This is a genomic window from Aeromonas sp. s7(2024) (genome assembly GCF_040907825.1).
In the GTDB taxonomy this organism is placed as follows: Bacteria; Pseudomonadota; Gammaproteobacteria; order Enterobacterales; family Aeromonadaceae; genus Aeromonas; species Aeromonas veronii.
In genome coordinates this window covers 79,341-97,074 of sequence record NZ_JBFOCM010000012.1, presented here as the reverse complement: position 1 = coordinate 97,074, position 17,734 = coordinate 79,341, and the positions used below count along the sequence as shown (strand labels likewise).

Annotated in this window: 26 protein-coding genes and 1 tRNA gene; 12 read left to right on the top strand and 15 right to left on the bottom strand. The window is 58.0% G+C overall.

The annotated features are described in order from the left end of the window. Window positions 1–722: 722 nt before the first annotated feature. The 15 genes from AB5Y73_RS03885 to AB5Y73_RS03815 all read right to left on the bottom strand — a co-directional run bounded on the left by AB5Y73_RS03885 (window position 723) and on the right by AB5Y73_RS03815 (window position 8,846). A complete protein-coding gene (locus AB5Y73_RS03885) occupies window positions 723–1,421 on the bottom strand; it encodes a TIGR02642 family protein (protein WP_323950268.1) in 699 nt (232 codons plus the stop codon). Beyond that, window positions 1,418–1,828, bottom strand: coding sequence for a hypothetical protein (locus tag AB5Y73_RS03880; protein WP_323950270.1), 411 nt, complete (start codon window positions 1,826–1,828; stop codon window positions 1,418–1,420). Before AB5Y73_RS03880 ends, AB5Y73_RS03885 begins: the two co-directional genes overlap by 4 nt. Further along, a complete protein-coding gene (locus tag AB5Y73_RS03875) occupies window positions 1,825–2,421 on the bottom strand; it encodes a hypothetical protein (RefSeq protein ID WP_257699099.1) in 597 nt (198 codons plus the stop codon). Before AB5Y73_RS03875 ends, AB5Y73_RS03880 begins: the two co-directional genes overlap by 4 nt. Then, window positions 2,418–2,747: a nuclease domain-containing protein gene (locus tag AB5Y73_RS03870; protein WP_042062766.1), complete on the bottom strand. Its 330-nt coding sequence runs from the start codon at window positions 2,745–2,747 to the stop codon at window positions 2,418–2,420. The genes AB5Y73_RS03875 and AB5Y73_RS03870 overlap by 4 nt, the downstream gene beginning before the upstream one ends. Continuing rightward, window positions 2,744–3,337 (bottom strand): DUF1367 family protein, encoded by a 594-nt coding sequence (locus AB5Y73_RS03865; RefSeq protein WP_279499498.1) that lies wholly within the window; start codon window positions 3,335–3,337, stop codon window positions 2,744–2,746. Before AB5Y73_RS03865 ends, AB5Y73_RS03870 begins: the two co-directional genes overlap by 4 nt. A gap of 2 nt (window positions 3,338–3,339) precedes the next feature. Next, a complete protein-coding gene (locus tag AB5Y73_RS03860) occupies window positions 3,340–3,876 on the bottom strand; it encodes a Rha family transcriptional regulator (RefSeq protein WP_139441055.1) in 537 nt (178 codons plus the stop codon). Then, entirely contained in the window at window positions 3,873–4,169 is a 297-nt protein-coding gene (locus AB5Y73_RS03855) for a hypothetical protein (RefSeq protein ID WP_279499497.1), read from the bottom strand. The genes AB5Y73_RS03860 and AB5Y73_RS03855 overlap by 4 nt, the downstream gene beginning before the upstream one ends. A gap of 75 nt (window positions 4,170–4,244) precedes the next feature. Next, window positions 4,245–4,547, bottom strand: a complete 303-nt coding sequence (locus AB5Y73_RS03850) for a hypothetical protein (protein ID WP_042878151.1) — start codon at window positions 4,545–4,547, stop codon at window positions 4,245–4,247. Window positions 4,548–4,549: 2 nt separating this feature from the next. Next, the gene (locus tag AB5Y73_RS03845) at window positions 4,550–5,038 is read right to left on the bottom strand and encodes a hypothetical protein (protein WP_279499496.1); all 489 of its coding nucleotides are present in this window, start codon (window positions 5,036–5,038) and stop codon (window positions 4,550–4,552) included. Further along, complete coding sequence (locus AB5Y73_RS03840) at window positions 5,016–6,176, bottom strand: hypothetical protein (protein ID WP_368147298.1); 1,161 nt, start codon at window positions 6,174–6,176, stop codon at window positions 5,016–5,018. Before AB5Y73_RS03840 ends, AB5Y73_RS03845 begins: the two co-directional genes overlap by 23 nt. Continuing rightward, on the bottom strand, window positions 6,173–7,777 hold the full coding sequence (locus tag AB5Y73_RS03835) for a DNA cytosine methyltransferase (RefSeq protein WP_279499494.1): 1,605 nt from the start codon (window positions 7,775–7,777) through the stop codon (window positions 6,173–6,175). Before AB5Y73_RS03835 ends, AB5Y73_RS03840 begins: the two co-directional genes overlap by 4 nt. Then, window positions 7,770–7,925, bottom strand: a complete 156-nt coding sequence (locus tag AB5Y73_RS03830) for a hypothetical protein (protein WP_368147296.1) — start codon at window positions 7,923–7,925, stop codon at window positions 7,770–7,772. Before AB5Y73_RS03830 ends, AB5Y73_RS03835 begins: the two co-directional genes overlap by 8 nt. A 50-nt stretch (window positions 7,926–7,975) precedes the next feature. Beyond that, window positions 7,976–8,194 (bottom strand): hypothetical protein, encoded by a 219-nt coding sequence (locus AB5Y73_RS03825; protein WP_042062778.1) that lies wholly within the window; start codon window positions 8,192–8,194, stop codon window positions 7,976–7,978. 5 nt (window positions 8,195–8,199) lie between these two features. After that, complete coding sequence (locus AB5Y73_RS03820) at window positions 8,200–8,598, bottom strand: hypothetical protein (RefSeq protein ID WP_106843093.1); 399 nt, start codon at window positions 8,596–8,598, stop codon at window positions 8,200–8,202. A gap of 41 nt (window positions 8,599–8,639) precedes the next feature. Then, window positions 8,640–8,846, bottom strand: coding sequence for a Cro/CI family transcriptional regulator (locus AB5Y73_RS03815; RefSeq protein ID WP_201998245.1), 207 nt, complete (start codon window positions 8,844–8,846; stop codon window positions 8,640–8,642). Between the two features lie 16 nt (window positions 8,847–8,862). Here AB5Y73_RS03815 and AB5Y73_RS03810 point away from each other — a divergent pair, with 16 nt between their 5' ends. The 12 genes from AB5Y73_RS03810 to AB5Y73_RS03755 all read left to right on the top strand — a co-directional run bounded on the left by AB5Y73_RS03810 (window position 8,863) and on the right by AB5Y73_RS03755 (window position 17,720). Beyond that, entirely contained in the window at window positions 8,863–9,597 is a 735-nt protein-coding gene (locus tag AB5Y73_RS03810) for a helix-turn-helix transcriptional regulator (protein ID WP_279499493.1), read from the top strand. A 706-nt stretch (window positions 9,598–10,303) separates the two neighbouring features. Continuing rightward, window positions 10,304–10,380, top strand: a tRNA-Pro gene (locus AB5Y73_RS03805). Between the two features lie 226 nt (window positions 10,381–10,606). Next, window positions 10,607–10,852 carry a hypothetical protein gene (locus tag AB5Y73_RS03800; protein ID WP_279499492.1) on the top strand — a complete coding sequence of 82 codons (246 nt, stop codon included), beginning with the start codon at window positions 10,607–10,609 and terminating at the stop codon, window positions 10,850–10,852. A gap of 373 nt (window positions 10,853–11,225) precedes the next feature. Next, on the top strand, window positions 11,226–11,417 hold the full coding sequence (locus AB5Y73_RS03795; protein ID WP_139731030.1) for a PA3496 family putative envelope integrity protein: 192 nt from the start codon (window positions 11,226–11,228) through the stop codon (window positions 11,415–11,417). A 2-nt stretch (window positions 11,418–11,419) separates the two neighbouring features. Further along, window positions 11,420–11,785 carry a hypothetical protein gene (locus AB5Y73_RS03790; RefSeq protein WP_279499491.1) on the top strand — a complete coding sequence of 122 codons (366 nt, stop codon included), beginning with the start codon at window positions 11,420–11,422 and terminating at the stop codon, window positions 11,783–11,785. Further along, a complete protein-coding gene (locus AB5Y73_RS03785; RefSeq protein ID WP_279499490.1) occupies window positions 11,782–12,624 on the top strand; it encodes a PD-(D/E)XK nuclease-like domain-containing protein in 843 nt (280 codons plus the stop codon). The genes AB5Y73_RS03790 and AB5Y73_RS03785 overlap by 4 nt, the downstream gene beginning before the upstream one ends. Next, window positions 12,621–13,655: a recombinase RecT gene (locus AB5Y73_RS03780; RefSeq protein WP_279499489.1), complete on the top strand. Its 1,035-nt coding sequence runs from the start codon at window positions 12,621–12,623 to the stop codon at window positions 13,653–13,655. The genes AB5Y73_RS03785 and AB5Y73_RS03780 overlap by 4 nt, the downstream gene beginning before the upstream one ends. 72 nt (window positions 13,656–13,727) lie before the next feature. After that, window positions 13,728–14,834, top strand: coding sequence for a hypothetical protein (locus AB5Y73_RS03775; protein ID WP_368147293.1), 1,107 nt, complete (start codon window positions 13,728–13,730; stop codon window positions 14,832–14,834). Window positions 14,835–14,885: 51 nt separating this feature from the next. After that, complete coding sequence (locus AB5Y73_RS03770; protein ID WP_279499487.1) at window positions 14,886–15,626, top strand: hypothetical protein; 741 nt, start codon at window positions 14,886–14,888, stop codon at window positions 15,624–15,626. 54 nt (window positions 15,627–15,680) lie between these two features. Further along, complete coding sequence (locus AB5Y73_RS03765; protein ID WP_279499486.1) at window positions 15,681–16,904, top strand: hypothetical protein; 1,224 nt, start codon at window positions 15,681–15,683, stop codon at window positions 16,902–16,904. Further along, window positions 16,901–17,485 (top strand): MT-A70 family methyltransferase, encoded by a 585-nt coding sequence (locus AB5Y73_RS03760; RefSeq protein ID WP_279499485.1) that lies wholly within the window; start codon window positions 16,901–16,903, stop codon window positions 17,483–17,485. The genes AB5Y73_RS03765 and AB5Y73_RS03760 overlap by 4 nt, the downstream gene beginning before the upstream one ends. A gap of 58 nt (window positions 17,486–17,543) precedes the next feature. Further along, window positions 17,544–17,720, top strand: a complete 177-nt coding sequence (locus AB5Y73_RS03755) for a hypothetical protein (protein ID WP_180342925.1) — start codon at window positions 17,544–17,546, stop codon at window positions 17,718–17,720. Window positions 17,721–17,734: the final 14 nt, after the last annotated feature.

Here is a 17,734-nt window from a genome sequence, read left to right as displayed (position 1 = left end):
CAGACACCAGCTTTCTGGTAGCTTCTGGCTATGGATTCAGTGGGGCCATAAAGCGAAACAAAGTGATTGATAATCATGCCTTGTCCCCGCTGACGAATGATCGGAAAATGCAGTGATTGGCCACAAGGCTTCAACAACACCAAACAGCGAGCGAGGTGAACATGATTTTGCATGAACGACTTTATCAACCGCCTAATAGAGAGGAACTATATGGCACCACCAAGACGTCCGAAAGGGCGAAAGCTTTCGGCTCACGCCGAAAAGACAAAGACCCCACAGCTCGCAACTGAAGGGTCTTCTAAACTAACTGATAAACTGCTCGCAACAGTTCAATCAGTTGAACAACTCCTCAAACTAGCCAGAGAGATTTTCAGACTTTACAGGCTAGCGCTCGAGTTTCTCGAGCAAATAAAGGAGACATTTCTGTAAAAACAGGGGCTTAGGCCCCTTTATTATTCATTGCTTCAAGCCAACAAAGCTGCCCTTGTTAAACCTGAAATATCACAATTTGTGATACAAATAATCGTACGGTTTGACGCCTCCGTCAACAGTAACTTTTAGTTGTGGTACGGTTATCAGCTAAAACTAGTAGTCCGCGAGTACACTTAGCACCTACGACTTACAGCCAGCCCATACCCCCCCCCGCACTAAAACTAATAGCCTACACATACATGCTACAAACCGCGCATCAGATTTTGATAAAAAGTGATTAATGCGGCCACTCATGCCGCCCGCATCTGGCGCACCTGTCGGTCCATAATCTTGGACAGGTCTGACGCCTGGTGGATCACCTCATCAACCAGTTGCTCTACGCGCTGGCGCATCTCCTGCCCGAATCGGCGCGCCACCATATCGGCATGGGGCACCACTCGCCCGGTGCCGTGGCACTTGGGGCACTCGTCACCCTTGCGGGGGCGGATCCCAGTCCCCTTGCAGTGCGGGCAGCGGCCGGATTGCAGCATCTCGGCGACACAGTGGTCGTGGGCGAGAGACAAGATCCCGTTGCGCTCAGCCAGCAGGCGCTGATATTCGTGGCCATTACCGGCCCGGTGGGCGCGCTTGGCCTTCTCCATCACCACGGCGGCGCGGCGGCGTTCCTTGTCGTAATGGGGGTGAGACAGCACCAGTCTGTCCAGCTGCTCAGGCAGCGGGCGGCGCAGCAGGATAGCCAACGCCATTCCGCCGACCTCGGCATTACCTGTCGCCCCCTCAAAATGCGCTGCCAGCTCAGAGATGGCGGCGGCATCGAGCTGGTGATCGGCCATCAGGAACTGGAGCCCCTGCGGGTTGTTTTTGGCGGCCACCTGCAGGGCGCCGATAAAGTCATCACGCCCCAGTGCGTTGAAGTTGCTGGATGTCGGCTCATGCAGCGCCCCCTTTGGTGAGAACAGGCGCAGTGCCATTTCCAGTGAATTGCTCATGGGTTGGTCCTCTTTTGGTCTTGGTCCTGATTGAAAGCGGCGAGCAGCCAAGCTCTCAGCTGGCCGGATTTGACGTGTTCTGGGGTAACTTCCAGCACGGTCCACCCCAAGAGCTGGGCTGAGTTCATTTTTTCCCTGTCTTTTGTGAACCCAGTTCCTCTGGTGTGCCTGCCACCAATGTGTACCCCACCATGGAATTCAATGGCCAACTTAATCTCGGGCCAGGCAGCATCAAAGCGCCACCTCCTTGACTGGTGGAATCTGTACTCAGTGCGGTATGGAGGAAGATCAGCAAGAAGCGGAGCAGCCTCCAAAGGAACACCTGGGTTGGCTATCTTCTTCCCTTTGCTACTCTTCGCGCTGGCTTGGATGAGGCGAGAGGCTTCTAATGAGGATAGATGTATCACACCATCCTCCCTACGGCCCTTTCTACGCACAGGGTAAGCCCAGGTTTTATTTTTTCTATCTCAGGCGACATGACGCTAAGGTGTTCAAGCTTTCTCCGCTTCCACGCCGCGTGCGCTTTATCGGGAGAATCAAACCTCCCTATTGACTCAACTTTTTTAGTGACAGGATTGTTGCATTTAGCACGAAATTTAGACGACTCTCTGTCAAAATAAACACCGATTGGATATTTCCCTCTGGTTCCTTTGCTGTCTGTGATGAATTTATTCAGCCAGCCTGGGATAAAAATACAATTGCTCGGTGAGTAAACCCTTGATCCTGACAGCATATCTTTGTCGAGCTGAAAACCATCCACATAGTTCTCATCAAACCATTTCTTAAATGACATGAAGTGGTGCCATTCATCACACACTGCAACCCCTATGTATGCTGGATATCTTGCTTGATAGACCTGCGAATACGCCCTCCGCAACATACTGTGCCATGCGCTGTAAGCTGGACATAAAACAGTTTTACCAGCAACCAGATGGCTAACCTGATAATCGGCATCATTAACTCCCACGCCGAAAACAAGACCTTTTTTACCTCTAGTCATGCGGCCCCCTTCACACTGACAAGCCCACGCACCACCCAGCTGTGCAGCTGACGGGTTAGGGCGCTATAGGTGACCTCTTCACGCTCCCCTGGCTGCCAGTCGTAGGCAATACGGCCATCAATGGCGTCATGGCAAGCGCAGCACGCCTCAACCGCCACCAAATCATCCCCCTTGAGGGCCATTCCATGCGGAGCACTGGGCAGGTGAGCCAGCACAGTGGTTTCAGTGCCACCGATGCAGACCCCGGCAAGCTGGATCTTGCAGAGCTGGCCGCGAGCACCATCGCGCAGGTCGCTGGAGCGGATTGGGCTGGTCTCGAATCTCATCCGGCAAACCCCATCAGCTGGGCGCAGGCGTTCTCAGCCTCCTCCTCGGTGGCAAACTGCTTGCTCAGCACATAGCGCCAGCAGACCCCGAACACTGCACGGTACAGGTCGGAGAACTCGGCCTGATCCATCTTGGCGAAGCTGACGCTCCTGGCCTCCTTGCGCATACCGCCATCAGGAAGCATCACCAAGGTGTAATAACCGGCCTCGACGGTGAGCCACTTGCGCATCACCTCAAACGACTTCTCAGCCTGGGGGCCATGGCGCTCAACACGACTACTGGCCAGTTGGTCGATAAACTCATCCTTGGCCTTGTCCAGCACGCTGCCTGCGCCAAACTGGGCGAGGTAGCGAACGAATCGGGACAGGATCCCCTGCTCGGCTGGCGAGACCATGCCGCCAGTTGGCTCCCAGTAATCGAAAGTCAGGTTGAGCAGGGCGAAGAAACGGCGATGAAACGCCAGATTGCGGCGCCCCTTGCCCTTGGCCAGGATGGTGGTACCGATCGGCATCAACTTGATGGCTTCGGCATCGGCCGGAGTGGACGGGGCGAGCACCCCGCCGGACATTTTCAGAAGGGTAAGCTCCATGGTTATGCCGCCACCTCGCCAGTCAGGTTCAAGCACAGCTGGAGCTTGGCGTGGATAGCTGCCTGCTCCTGGCTCAGCGCATACTTCTCGATACGGCGACGGGCCAGACCCTGTCCGTGCACTGTGCCGTTGGCAACGGATACCGCCTCTCGGCGGGTGAAGTCATGCTGCCAGTGGGTAAGCGCATGGGTGGTGCGGATCTGCTCAGCCATCCAGTTGAAAGCAAGAATGTAGAGCTCTTTGAGCTGGGCAGCCTGCTTGCCGGTGAATCCCATCACGAGGAAGACCATTCCGTCTTTGGTGAGGCTGTAATACTTCAACGGCTTACCGTTTTGTAACTCACTGTTTTCAAAGCAAACCTTAAAATTGAGTTCTGCAAACTCATCACTACATTCAAGGTTTTCAATAGCAGCGAGCACGTTGTCATGTCGCTTACCAAACAGCTCAGCGACTTGGCGGGAGGTGGTAAATACCTCCCCATGCTGAGCAATGACCAGCTCTCTGAAATGGGCTACTTGGGCTTGTGTTAGAGTAGTCATGCTGCCACCGCCTTAGCCGCAACGGCTTCAGCAGTGGGAAACGGGCTCAGGTGGTAGTGCCAAACCTGCTTGCCGTCGATGGTCTGGCAGTTGGAGTGTTTTACCCAGCCGTGGCAGCACACTTCGCGCAGGCGGGCGCTGATGGCGGCTTGGGTGTCAGCTTGGCCATAGCGGCTCCAGCACTCGCGCTCGATATCGCGCAGGGTACGGGCCTTGCCGTCGCTCATGATGGCGATGACGCGGCCCAGTTGGGTCGCAACGGATAGATCTCGGGTATTCGATTTTGCGGTCATGGTCGGGTCCTTTTGGTCAACGGCCGGGTGGTCTAGGTCCGGCCTGAAACATGTTACGGCGCGATATACCGATTGTCACGGGTTGGCAAGCGCCTCCTTTCCAGAGTTATCCACAGCTCCATTTGCAACACCACCTCTCAACACCAGCACTGGCGCGCCTCTCAGCCGTTCGGCCTCCTCCGCCACTTGCTCAGGCGTCGTGTCGAGCACCAGCCAATGCCCTGCCCCGCGCTGGCAGTCGGTGTGTCCCAGCACGGCGATCTCGTCTGCCACCTCCAGCAGCACACGCTCACCGCACCAACCCCGAACGGGCGGATAGATCACCACCCGGCAAAACTTCGCGGCCTTGACCGCGGCGATCACGTCTTGGTTGAACATCCCTAAATCCTCCCTGTGATGGTAAAACCGCGCTGGCGGCGTTCGGTGAGTATCCTGTCCAGCTCAACCTGCACCGCCTCGCTCGTCACGTCGCCGTCACGCTGCAGCACGATCACGGTCGCCTCCATCTCGCATGCCCTGATGGAGATCTCCAGCCGTGGCGCCCGGGTTGGTGCGGCCGTGACTGGCTGCCGGCGCAGTATCTCTGCCCGCACTTCTGCCGGGCGCGGAGCGAACTGGCGCTCCACATCGGCCGCCATGTCCTGCACCACCTCCCGGATCTGGGCTGGAGTGAATCCGCGCAGTACGCCACCCCAGGCCAGCGCCACGCCGCGGGCATTGGCATCCAGCTGGTTGGCACTGGCAGGCCAGCTCCCGGCCATCAGCGGCAGCAGCTCCTCAGCGATGAATGCGGCCATGCGGGCGCTCATGGCTGGCGCATCCTGGTTGGCTGGCAGTGCGGTCACGTTAGAGGGGAGTGTCGTCGTCATAGTTGACAACTCCCGATTCGATGAGACTGCGCGCCTGCTGCTGGGCGGCGGCAATGTTGGACAATGGGCGCTTGCTGGTCGGCGGCGCAGCGTTGCGCTTGGCCTGCAGCTTGTCCCACTGCTTGCGCAGGGTCTTGGGACACAGCACGTTGGCAGACCAGAACTGGTCGAGGTTGGCCCATTTGAACAGCGAGCAGATATCGTGATGGGTGTACCCCAGCTGGGTTCGCATCAGGCGGATATCGTTCGCCCACTGCGCCCAGTTGGGGGCCTTGGCCGTTGGGTTCACTACCAGCACCCTGCCGTGGATGTATTCAGCGCATGTCAGGTCATCCTGAGTGCCCCAGAATTTCCCGCTCGGGGTCTGGATGGCAGCATCTGGACGAATCTTCTCGACAACGGCAGAAACCGATTCAACAGCGCCGGCGTCGGGGAGCGCGTCAGCGTTCTTCGACGAAGAGATCTTTGTATTTTCTTTTAATGTATTTATTTCTTGTTCTGTTGTCGTACCGGTCGAAACACCGATCGGTACACCGGAGAGCGTATCATCAGTGTCGCTCAAGCCCATGCCTGGCGCGGCTTTGAGCGTTTCGGTGTGCGTATCGGTCAGCGTACCGGTCGGTGTACCGATCGAAACACCACTCGATTGAGTCTCTTTTTGCTCAATTGGAGCTGGTTTTTCTGGTGCTGAATCGGCAGTATCCACGGCCATAACGGCGGCCTGGTAGTCGTCGTAGTTGTTGACTGTTATCACAGAGCCCCATGGAGTGCCCTGAATGCTCACCATCCCCTCACGCTCAAACCACCCCAGCAGTCGATCGGTGGCTTGCTTGGACAGAGCGCGCCCACGCTCATCACGCAGCAGCGTGCCAAGCTCGGTAGTGCTGATAACCAGCTGGCCGCGCATCAGCGTCCACTCGCGCCCCTTGTAGCTCACTGCGCACTCTTCATAGGCGGCAAGGCTGATAAGACGCATCCACCCTGCAAACTTCACTGCGCTCTTTGCCCAGTCGGCGGCCATCAGTGACCGCCAGCAGATCACATACCCGCTGCGCCGGTTGGTGCTCACGTTGCTACCTCTGCTGATAGGTTTGGAAATGGGGGCGCCTGCCCCCGGGAATTTGATAACGGTGTTCATGCTGCCTCCACCTGCGCATCTGCGCACATCTCAGGCAGGTTTGCCCGCACCAGAGCCGCAGCAAGCGGCGGGCACACGGCATTGCCGCAGCGGGCCACCTGCGCTGTTTTGGTGAACTTCTTGCCGTTGGCGTCGTGGTCAATCACGTAGTTGTCCCGGAATCCCTGAGCAGCGAATAGCTCATGAGGTTCCAGCATCCGCATACCGATATCGACGATCTGGTAATCCACTCCGCGCACGGTGACCAGACCAAACCGATCCCGGGTTGTCACGGTATGCAGTGGCTCAGAGCAGGGGATAGTTGAGTCGTTGCCGTAATACTTGAGCAGGAAAGCCCGCACCTCTCCGACATGCAGCCCGCCAGCGGTGACGGTAGGCATGGGTTCGGTCACTGGCTGGCCGTCTTGGCAGGTGCCGCGCAGCTTTACCAGGTGACTGGTTACCAGTGCGTTATGGTCAACGGTGGTAACAGTCGGCAGTGGCTTGGTCAGCTCCGCTCCTACGACGCCGGTGTAGTGCTTGGCCAGAAAGGCGGTGACCAGCTGGCTCTTGTCTGCCTTGGCCATTACTGTCCCCAGCGGCTCCTCCACTGATTGGCCTACAGAGCGACCGAACTGGCGGGCGATAACCGGCGACACCAGCGCAAAATGCCCCCCTTTGACTTGGGCGCAGATGGTGCGCAGCGGCTCATCTGCTGGCATGTTGCGCTGATGACTGGCGTTGGCGTGCTCTGTGATAAATGGCGCAAAAGCAGACTTGTCATCTACCGGCACAATAAATGGCTGCTCAGCGTTGATAACAAACCGATCCAGCCCCTTGGCAATCCGGCGCAGTGTGTTCTCTGCCAACGGACGTTTGCGCTCAAAAATCGACGGGCAAGGGATCGACCAGTCAATGATATCGGCGGCAGTAGGCCATGGCAGCAACTTGCCAGCCTTCACCTCGGAGCTATCTGGCGCGCCATGGGTTGGCTTTGGCCAAACGATGGCTGCACCATCACGGCGGGCAATCAGAAACAGGCGCTTACGGATGGTGGGGGTGCCATAGTCGCATGCGCGGAGCTCCCGCCACTCCACCTTGTAGCCTTGACGGCGCAGGGCGTTAACGAAGCTGTTGAAGGTGCGTCCCTTCTTGGCTGGGTCCGGGCGGGCGTTGCCATCAGAGTCGATCAGCAGCGGACCCCAAGTCTGAAACTCCTCGACATTTTCCAGCATGATCACCCGCGGGCGAACAGTCGCAGCCCAGCGCAGGGTGACCCACGCCAATCCCCGGATCTTCTTGCTGACTGGGGTAGAGCCCTTGGCCTTGGAGAAGTGCTTGCAGTCAGGCGACAGCCAGACCAGCCCTACAGGGCGGCCTGCTACCACATCGCGCGGAACGATATCCCACACCGACTCGCAATAGTGCTCTGTGGTAGGGTGGTTTACGGTGTGCATGGAGATCGCATCTGGGTCGTGATTGATGGCAATTTCGGGGCTACGGCCCAGCGCCATTTCGATCCCGGTAGAGGCGCCGCCGCCCCCGGCGAAGTTGTCCACGACGATTTCGTCGAACAGGTTCAATGTGTTGCGGCAGATTGAGGCGATCGGTGATTTACGCATGGATCACCTCCTGCTCGGTGTATTCACACCCCGGGCATTCAAATGAGCGGTCATCGGTACCGGTGTGCAGCTCGCTGCCACACATCGGGCAGTGATCCAGATCGGCACAAAGGGGGTGGCCCAGCTGGGCCGTTGGGTTCATGGTCATGTTGAGGTCCTGATTAAGCCCGGTGGTGAGGCGGGCCTGATTGATAATGGTTATGCGCTTGGCTGCTTCTCGGCGCGTTCGATCTTGCGGGCCATCAGCTCGCGGGAAAGCCGGGTCGCAGTGCGATCAGTGCCAGCGGCCTGCGCAATGGTGATCACCGAGTCATCGTCCAGATGCAGGGCCAACTCGTGCATTACGGCCTTGAGGACTACGTTATCCCGATCGGTGACGTGCTCGGGTTTCGGGCGTGGTTTGGTATTGCTGAACATGATGGTTATCTCCCTAAAACGAAATTGATCAGGCCGATGAGCTTTTGCACCGGCTTCTTGGGGCGCTCCTCGTCATAGATGGCCTCATCTTGCGGCGAGAAGGTCAGCAGGCCGCGCTCTGGCAGGCCATCCCCTTTCAGGATCTCCTCGACAGTGACGGGCGGGTAACCCTGCTCGATCAGGCTCCGATTGGCCCGTTTGACGGCTCTCGCCAGGATCTGTGGCTCGTGCTGAGATATGGAGTTAAGGAGCATCAGCAGCGAGGTGCGGGCAAATGCGGTTTCAGTCATGCCGACTTCGGCGCCGACTTCCTGCCACACTTGTCGGTGGCCGACAGTGCCGCGCACCCGCAGGGGGGAAACGGCGTCCATTTTTTCGTGATCAGACAGTGCTGGTCGTCCCATTTGGTTGGTCCTCTGGTGGTCGGGGTAAAGCTGGCCGTTGGTCAGGCGGCCTGCTGGGTTTCGGCTTGATCCGGGCGGTAATCCTCAAGGCCGAAATCAAGTTTGCCGCCAGAGGCGAAGTGGATGCGCGTGGCATACTTGGCTGGGATAACCTCTGGCCATTCGGATACGGTGCTTTTGGTCACGCCAACTGCACGCGCCATAGCGTTACTGCCGCCAAAAAACTGGATGGCTTGGTCTTTCTTCATTGGTCGGGGTCCTTTTATGGATACTGGTAATACAGAACCCATTTTGGTTCGCTTTTCCGAACAAGTCAACCATCGGCATAGCGCACAAAAAATAGGACAAAATGGGGGAGTGTTTTTTTATTCGAACGAGTGCGACATGAACTCTTTCAGAGATCGACTTAAATACATGCTCAATGAGCGCGGCTGGAACCAGGCCGATCTAGTGCGCAAGTCAGGTGTGAGCAAGGCGGTGATATCCGTTCTGCTGTCTGACCCGCTCAAAGATCTGCGCGTCAGCAGCCTGCTCTCAATAGCTAAGGCGCTCGGCTGCGACCCGCTATGGCTCTATACCGGTAAAGAGAGCGGCACTTATGTGGCAGATACGCACCTCGGCAAAGTGGCTGTATGGGAAATGTCAGACCTCACCAAGTACCAAACCGATGCCCTATACACGCTGGATGGAAGGGATACCATATACAGCGATTACGATGGCCAGCTGATTGGCATCATTGCCAACGATGACAACCTCGCAGGATCCGGCATCAAGAGCGGCGACATCTGTGTTATCGATCTTGCCGACCGGACGCCGCGCCATAACGACGTGGTGCTGGCGAGGATAGTCAGCAGCGAGCAGGATCGGCTGCTTAAGGCGCTCGACGGCCTCTCTGGCATTACGCTGGTAACCGATGATCAGCGCCTGGGCGTGGTGCCCATCAAGGACGCCATTATCTTCGGCCGCATGGTTGAACTGCGCCGCAACACGAAAGAGTAACCACCCCAACCTCAATCAAGCCCGCATCGCGCGGGCTTTTTTGTGCCCACCATTTGGCAGCTACATCACCCACTAAAAAAATAGTTCGCAAAACCGAACATTTTCTATTGACGCAAGTGTTCGGGAATATTAACCTTTGCCTTGTTCGGTAAAGCAATCGAACAACCAAGACCGATAACAGCAAGGGGCGGCGTGGAAGGCGGCCAATCGTGGTGAAGGTCTTGGGGTGGTGACAAGGGGTAATGAGGCGGCACCTGTCATCGATCCCGCCTAGTTCGTAGCAACATGCGTCGCGTGTTTATCCGAACCGAGCTTGCTGGAAGGTGAGCGCACAACTGGGATTGCATTGGTAGGCGTCAAAAGCCGGTGACAAGCTAGGTCACTACAGCGATGACGACGCGAACTGGAGTAGCAACCAACAGTGCAATCCGCAGTTGTGGAGAATGCGCAGGCTGATGCGCAGCTGTTTAGGGCAGCGAACTGACTGAGGAATGAGCGCGGGTTGGAATACAGGGCTCGTAAATACCCCGAAAGCCGCGGCAGTCAGAGAAAGTTGGTGGACATCCTATATCCTCACTGAGAGGTGGAGCCTAAGCCAACCATAGTTCATGCCGGGTTCAGCGCCGGCCATCACAACAAACCCGTCATTCCGCTGGCAGCCTTTAACTGAAGCGAGAGACGCCGGATATGGTAACCGGCACCACATCCGCCTTTAGCGCAGTCTGGTAGCGCATCTGGTTTGGGACCAGAGGGTCGCAGGTTCGAACCCTGCAAGGCGGACCAACTTAGACACTCGGCAATCAGGACCCCGCCCCTAACCAGGGCATAAGTGAAAAGCGCCTGACCAGCGCGTAAGAACGACAAAGCCCGCACAGGGCGGGCTTTGAAGGACTAGGGTACCACCCCAAGTCAGAGAAAGCCGAGGGACCAACCCCGGCAATCAGGACCCCAACCAGTTGACCCGGTGGGAATTAGCGAGGACCAACTCGCCAACAGGAGTAAATGTACCATGACCAAGAGCATTTTTTCCAGAGCCGCGCATCACGCAGACCAGATCCTCTTTGCCATCGCTGACAAGTTCAATGGCAATGCCGCCCGCCGCCGAACCATCAAGCAGCGCTTGACCGTTGCCATGATGCAGACCGAGCAGCACCGAATTGTGGCAGCCCGCGCCGCCCAGCGCCGCACCACAAGCTTCACCAAGCACAGCGCCCTCCTCCACTGGCGCGCCGATTTTCACCGCAACGCCGTCTGACCCGGGTCTGGCGCTTCCCTTATAGCGCCGTAGCCAAAGCCTCTTTTTTAAGCACCTCAAGGATGCTTTGGCTTCTTGCAACCTGAATTCAGTGTTGCACCGCTCTTTAACAACTCGGAACCGGCTCACAACCACGAATCCCGATGCCGGTAGGGATGCGCCGATAACCCGTCAATTCGGAAAGCGGTGTGTGAACGTGAACGATTTATCACTCGACTATTGCGACCTCAACACAACAGGGAGTGCGAACGATGTTACCGAAAGCCGTTAGAAGCGGCCAATCCAAATAACCTGCCCGCTGGCAACAGCGGGTATCCCAAGGCGGCTCCAGTGGAGCTGTGGCCGCCTTCGGATAACCAAGAGGACCCCAACCATGAAAAATCTGACCGAAGCCCAGGTGATGGGCTTTCGCGGCTCCATGCCGCCCCGCACTGAACACCGCTACAGCGTGAGCGTCGAACCCAGCGCAGCAGAACGCCGCAGCGCCCACGAACGCACCGCCACCCGCCGCGCCATCGAGGAGTATCACGAGAAGCGCGCCCTGCAGCGTGAGTTGGAGTTATAGCCATGACCAGAGAATCCGCTCTGCTGGCTCTGCTCGAAAGCCGCGAAGCCGAGGCAAACGCCAAAGCCGAGTGGATCGCCGAGTGGGTAGCCACCAACCGACCGCTCCTGATGGCAGGCATGCTGAGCACCGACCCGGCCACCCTGCTGTGTGAGCTCAACCACGACCAGCACCGCCAGTACAACCAAGCCATCTGGCTGCTGATGAACGATGGCGACCACTCCCATCTGGTGCAGTTTATCCAGCAGGTGGTGGATGCCGGCCTTTCCGACCTTGCCCATGACGCATGGAGCAACCACCTCGCCGAACTTCAAACCGCCATGAGCGACGAGCAGTTTGAGCAATACCAGCACAGGAGCGCAGCATGAACGCCGCCGTCGATACCAGTCTGGCCCTGCCGCAAGGGCTGGTGCTGGGGCTCTCCAACGAGGAATACCACTCCGGACCCGGCATCAGCAAATCCCAGCTCGACGACATCGCCGAGAGTCCTGCCACCTACGTCTGGCGCAAGAGCGCGCCGGTCGATGAGGAAAAGCTCAAGGCGCTGGATATTGGCACCGCCCTGCACTGCCTGCTGCTGGAGCCGGAGGAGTTCAAGGACCGCTTCATCATCGCCCCTGAGTTCAACCGCCGCACCAACGCTGGCAAGGATGAAGAGAAGGAGTTTCTGGCCAACTGCACTGAGCTGGGCAAGACCATCATGACCGCAGAGGATGGGCGAAAGCTGCAGCTGATGCGCGAAAGCGTGTTCGCCCATCCTGACGCCCGCTGGCTGCTGGAGCAGGACGGGATCTGCGAGGGATCGCTCTACTGGACTGACCGCGAGACAGATGAGCTCTGCCGCTGCCGGCCGGACAAGAAGCTCAACAACTACCCCATCCTGGCGGACGTCAAGAAGGTGGACGATATGTCCCGCTTCGAGCGCCACGTCGAGGAGTTCCGCTACCACGTTCAGGACGCCATGTACTCCGATGGCTTTCGCGAGATTTACGGCGAGATCCCGGACTTCATCTTTATCGCGGTCAGCTCATCCATTGAGTGTGGCCGCTACCCGGTGCGGGTTCGCCCGCTGGAGCTGGAGTGGAAAGAGGCTGGCAAAGACCTCTACCGCCGCGACCTGAGCAAATTCCACGAGTGCCGCGTCAATAACGACTGGCACGACCTGATACCACTTACCCGCCCGGCATGGGCAAGGAGAGCAGCGTGAACAACGAGATCGAACCACTCCCGCTTGAGGGTAGCTCCGGCCACTTCTTTTCTATGATGGCCCCACAACTGAAAAGCCAGGGAATCGAGGCCCTGCTTCCATCCAATGTGTCATTCGACGCATTTGTGCGCGCCGCCGCCACCGCCATGGCACAAAACCCTGAGTTGGCAAACGCCGACCAGAAGTCAGTTATCCAGTCCCTCATCCGTTGCGCTACTCACGGCCTTGTGCCTGACAGCCGCGAGGCTGCTCTGGTCACCTTCAAGGAGAAACAGGGTAACAACTACATCATGAAGGCCCAGTACATACCCATGGTTGATGGTGTGCTTAAGCGGGCCCGCATGAGTGGTCAGGTAGCCGTCATTGCCGCCAAGGCTGTGTTTGATGGCGACACCTTCGACTATTGGATGGACGAGCAGGGTGAGCACATCAACTACCGGCCAACCTTCAAGGGCCGCGGAGAGTTCTCCTTGGCTTTCGCCTTTGCCAAATTGCATACAGGCGAGCTGATCGTGGAGGTGATGCCGAAGGATGATATCGAGCGCGTCCGCAGTGCCAGCAAGACAGGCAATAGTGAATACAGCCCATGGGCTAAGTGGTACGACAGGATGGCAGTGAAAAGCGTCCTTCACCGCTTGGCGCGCCGCCTTCCATCTGCTTCTGAGCTGGTTACCCTGCTGGAGTCTGGCGATGAGTTCGACTACAGCCGCCAGCAAGAAAAGTCGGTTACTCAGGCATCTGGTAACCGCACCCTCGATGCCATGCGTAAGAAACAGCGACCGGTGACTATCGAAGCTGAACCGCTGCAACAGGCTGAGCAGCACATCGAAACAGTAGATCAGATTGACCACTCTGGCGCATACGCCGACCACTGCGCGGCTATAGAAGGCTCTTCTTCCAAGGATGAATGGCACAAGGCCTACACATCGGCTTGGGAGTGGGCCAATGAGACTGGCGATCAGAGCATCATCGCCGGGATCAAGCAAATTGCCGGCGAGTGCAAGCGCAAATTCGACCAGCCGCAAGCGTAATCAACCACTTCACCCCATCCAGCCCGCCAACCAGCGGGCTTTTTTATGGCTCACCGCCACAAGGACCACGACATGACCGAACAAGCCAAGACCGACACCGCCCAGACCCAGCTGGTTGTCATCGAACCCACCACCGCCGTTGCCCTGTTTACCGAGGGGCAAGGTGTGACTGAACTGCTGGCAGACATTCGCCAGAAGGCATCCAGCCTGGTACCTGATGTGACCACCGCCAAAGGTCGCAAGGAGATCGCTAGCATCGCCTATGCCGTAGCCAAGACCAAATCACATCTGGATGGTGTCGGCAAAGAGCTGACCACCAAGTACAAGGAGATCCCGGCGCGAATTGACGCCAACCGCAAGCTGATCAGAGACACCCTCGACGCCCTGAAAGAGGAAGTGCGCGCCCCGCTCACCCAGTACGAAGCGGCAGAAGAAGCCCGGGTGGCCGCCCTCAAGGAGCGCATGACCGCCTTCGCCGATGCCAAGCAGGCCACCGCTGAGCTGCCGAGCACCGAGCTGGAGCACTACCTGCAGCAGATTGAAGCGATCGCCATCGACGACAGCTGGGAAGAGATGACCGCCCAGGCTGGTGTGGCCAAGGATGCCGCCGTGCTTCACCTGCGCGCCATCATCGAGAAGGCAAAAGAGCGTGAAGCGCAAGCCGCCGAGCTGGAGCGCCTGCGCCAAGAGGCCGCCGCCCGCGAGCAGGCCGACCGCGAGCGCCGCATCGCAGAGCAGGCCGTCGCCGCAGAGGCCCAGCGCCAAGAGCAGGCCCGCCTCGATGCCGAGCGCCGCGAACGCGAAGCCAAAGAGCGCGAGCAGCAAGCCATTCGCGATGCAGAAGCCGCAGAGCTGGCCCGCCAGGAGGCAGAGGCCCGCCGCATTGCCGAAGCTGAGCAGGCAGAGCAGCGCCGTTTGCAGGCAGAAGAAAATGCCCGCCGCCAAGCGGAAGAAGCTGCCGCCCGCGCCGCAGAGCAAGAGCGCCTGCGCATCGAGAATGAGCAGCGCTTGAAAGCCGAAGAAGATGCCCGCCGCGCAGCAGACCGTGCCCACCGCGGACGCATAAACAGCGCAATCCTGATGGATCTGATGGGGTTTGGCATCGACGAGGATAAGGCCATCAACCTCATCAAGCAGATCGCCAGCAACAAGATCGAGCACCTGAGCATCAACTACTAATCCTGACAGCCCCGCCACCAACGGGGCTTTTTCAATTCCAGAGGACCAACCATGACCCAAATCACCGATTTCGCCCCGACTATCGACCCCAGCAATACCACCGTTCAAGCCATGTTCGGAGCGGTCCTGCAGCAGAAAATTCAAAGCGGCGCGCTGGAGCAAGCGCTCAGCAAGTATGCCGACAAGCTGATTGATGACTGCGCCCAGGATGTCCTGCGCAGCTACAGCGATGTTGGCAAAGCAGTAAAGGATGCACTGACAAATGCAATCATGCCGCAAATCGACAGCATCGCCGACTTCCCCAGATACCACGACTTCGTGACCAAGCGTCTGCGCATGGCCGCACAAGATTTCTATGACCAGCGTCTGGCAGAAGTGTTGGATAAGGAAATTCAGGAAATCATGAGCGAGCTTCCCGAAGAAATTACCTTGTCATGGGTGCTCGATGCAGTTCGCAAGTCGATCACCGGTTACGGAGATTGTGATCACGTTGATGAGGAGATGACGCTCATCATCGAAGACGCCACATTCGGATATCGCCATATCTACATCGGCAAAGAAGCTGGAATGGACAAATACCGCTGCGAATACCAGATCGACATAGACAAAGAGGGTTGTATTTACTCCATGAAAATCGATGAGGATGACGTTAAACGCAAGAAGTGCGTTGGCCCGCTATACGGAGCTGAGCGCAAGTTGATGGCCGCCTACGCCATGAAATCAAAGGTGAAGCTGGATCAAGGTGAATACCCGCACAACTACGACCTTGTCATTGAGCGCTACGACGACTAACCAACCAAAGCCCGGCACTTACTGGGCTTTCTCTTTCCCAACAGGACCCCGACCATGACCACCGAACTGAACCCCAGCGAGGCAACCAGCCTTGCGCTAACCACCCTCACTACCCAGATCCGCGCCATCATCCAGATGCCAGACGGCCCGGCCAAGGCCGCCATCGGCAGCTTTGAAACCCTGCTCACCGCCAACCTGACAATGATCAGCGAGGCGGCCAACGCCCATATCGACGAGTTCAACGGACTCATCGACCAGCTGGAAGCCCGGGATGGCGAGCTCAATGACCAGATCGCACTGGTCAGCCAGCTGCGCCAGCAAGTAGCCGAAGCCGAGCAGCGCATCGCTGACGCTCAAGAAGAGGCCAGTGCCAAAGCTGAGCAGGCAGAAAATGCCGTCTACGCCGCAAACCGCAAGGCTGACGGAGCTCAGGCAGACCTCAACGCTGCCAACATCCAGATCCGCGAGCTGGAACGCACCATCAAAGCCTATAAGGCGATGGATCCGGAAGGCTTGAAGCGCAAGGCCGCAGAGCAGCGCAAGAAGCTGGAAGAGCGCCTGAACGCCATCAACGCCAGCAAGAACGAAATCAGCGGGTACCGCCGCGACAACACCAGGCTTTCCCGCAGCGTGACCGAGCTGACAGCCATCATCAACCAGCAGCAGGCCGATCTGGACGAGCGCCAGCAGGTCATCAACGACATGGCCCAATTCAAGGAGATCAGCCTGCTGTGGGGCAAACACCTGCGCAATCACTACCCTGACGGCAATGGCATCCGCTGGAATGTCTACCTGGTAGAGGGCGGCATCCAGTCTGACAAGAGCTACCTGCTGAACGATCTGGATTGGAAGCTCCACGCCATGCGCTCAGACGCCACCGGTTGCACTGTGATGCTGAGCGAGTGGATGAGCCCGATATTTCCGAGCGTCATCGCCAGAGATATCCCGATGGAGGCGATCCGCGACATTCACGCCTTCATGCTCGATGCCCTGGCCATCACCCACCCTCACCTGCAACCCCGCGCCGAGTGGGCGCAGACAGTCCACATCAGCGAAATTGGCCTCAACGCCAAGGTGCAGGGGCTACTGGAGGATGCTGGCATCACCGACCTGTGGAAGCTGATGGTTAACCAGAGCGACAAGCTGCTGGCAATCAAGGGTATTGGCGCCAAGCTGGCCGATCAGATCATCAGCGCCGGTCAAGCCGCGGTTCGCCAGTGGGAGAAAGAGCAGGCCGAGGCCAGCCAGCAACCGGAACAGCACAAGGAGGCGGCATGAAGATTGATATCAGCAGCACCAGCCGCAAGTACCGAGTGATCTACGCCGACCCGGCATGGCAATTCAAATCGAAGAAGTCAGGCGGCTCAATGAAAAGCGGGGCTGCGCAGGTGTACAGCGTCACCAAGATAGAGGATATGAAGGCGCTGCCGGTGGCAAAACTTGCAGAAGATAACTGCATGCTGGTCATGTGGTGGGTCGGCAGCATGCCACAAGAGGCCATAGACCTGTGCAAAGCCTGGGGATTCCGTGTCATGACCATGACCGGATTCGTGTGGGAGAAGCGCACCGTAAACGACAACCCGCACTTTGGCATGGGGTGGGCAACGCGAGCTGGCGCCGAGTGCGCCCTGATTGGCATCAAGGGCAAAGTCAGCAAGCTGGCAGTAGACAAGACCGTGCGCTCTGTCATTCGAGCCAAGGTTGGTCGCCATAGTGAGAAGCCTCACGAGTTCCGCGAAGCGATAGAGAAGTTGTGCGGTGATGTCCCGCGCATCGAGCTGTTTGCCCGCTCATACCACCAAGGGTGGGACTGCTGGGGCAATGAGGCGCCATCAACCCCAGAGCAGTCCGCAGCCTGATACCCACCAGTTACTAACCGCCTCCATCACAGTTTCTGTTGATAAGTCGAGTAACCCCATGAAAGACACAGATAACCCCTACTGCGGCGCGGTAGTCATCGGGTTGGGCGTCGTCATGCCCCACCCCAAGCTGCGCGGCAAGTTTGTACTGCCAGGCGGAACCATCTGCAACCGGTCACAAGCCGAGGCAGCCGCCAAGAAAATCCACGACCTGCTGGCAAAAGCCCGCACCTAACCAACCAAAAGGAC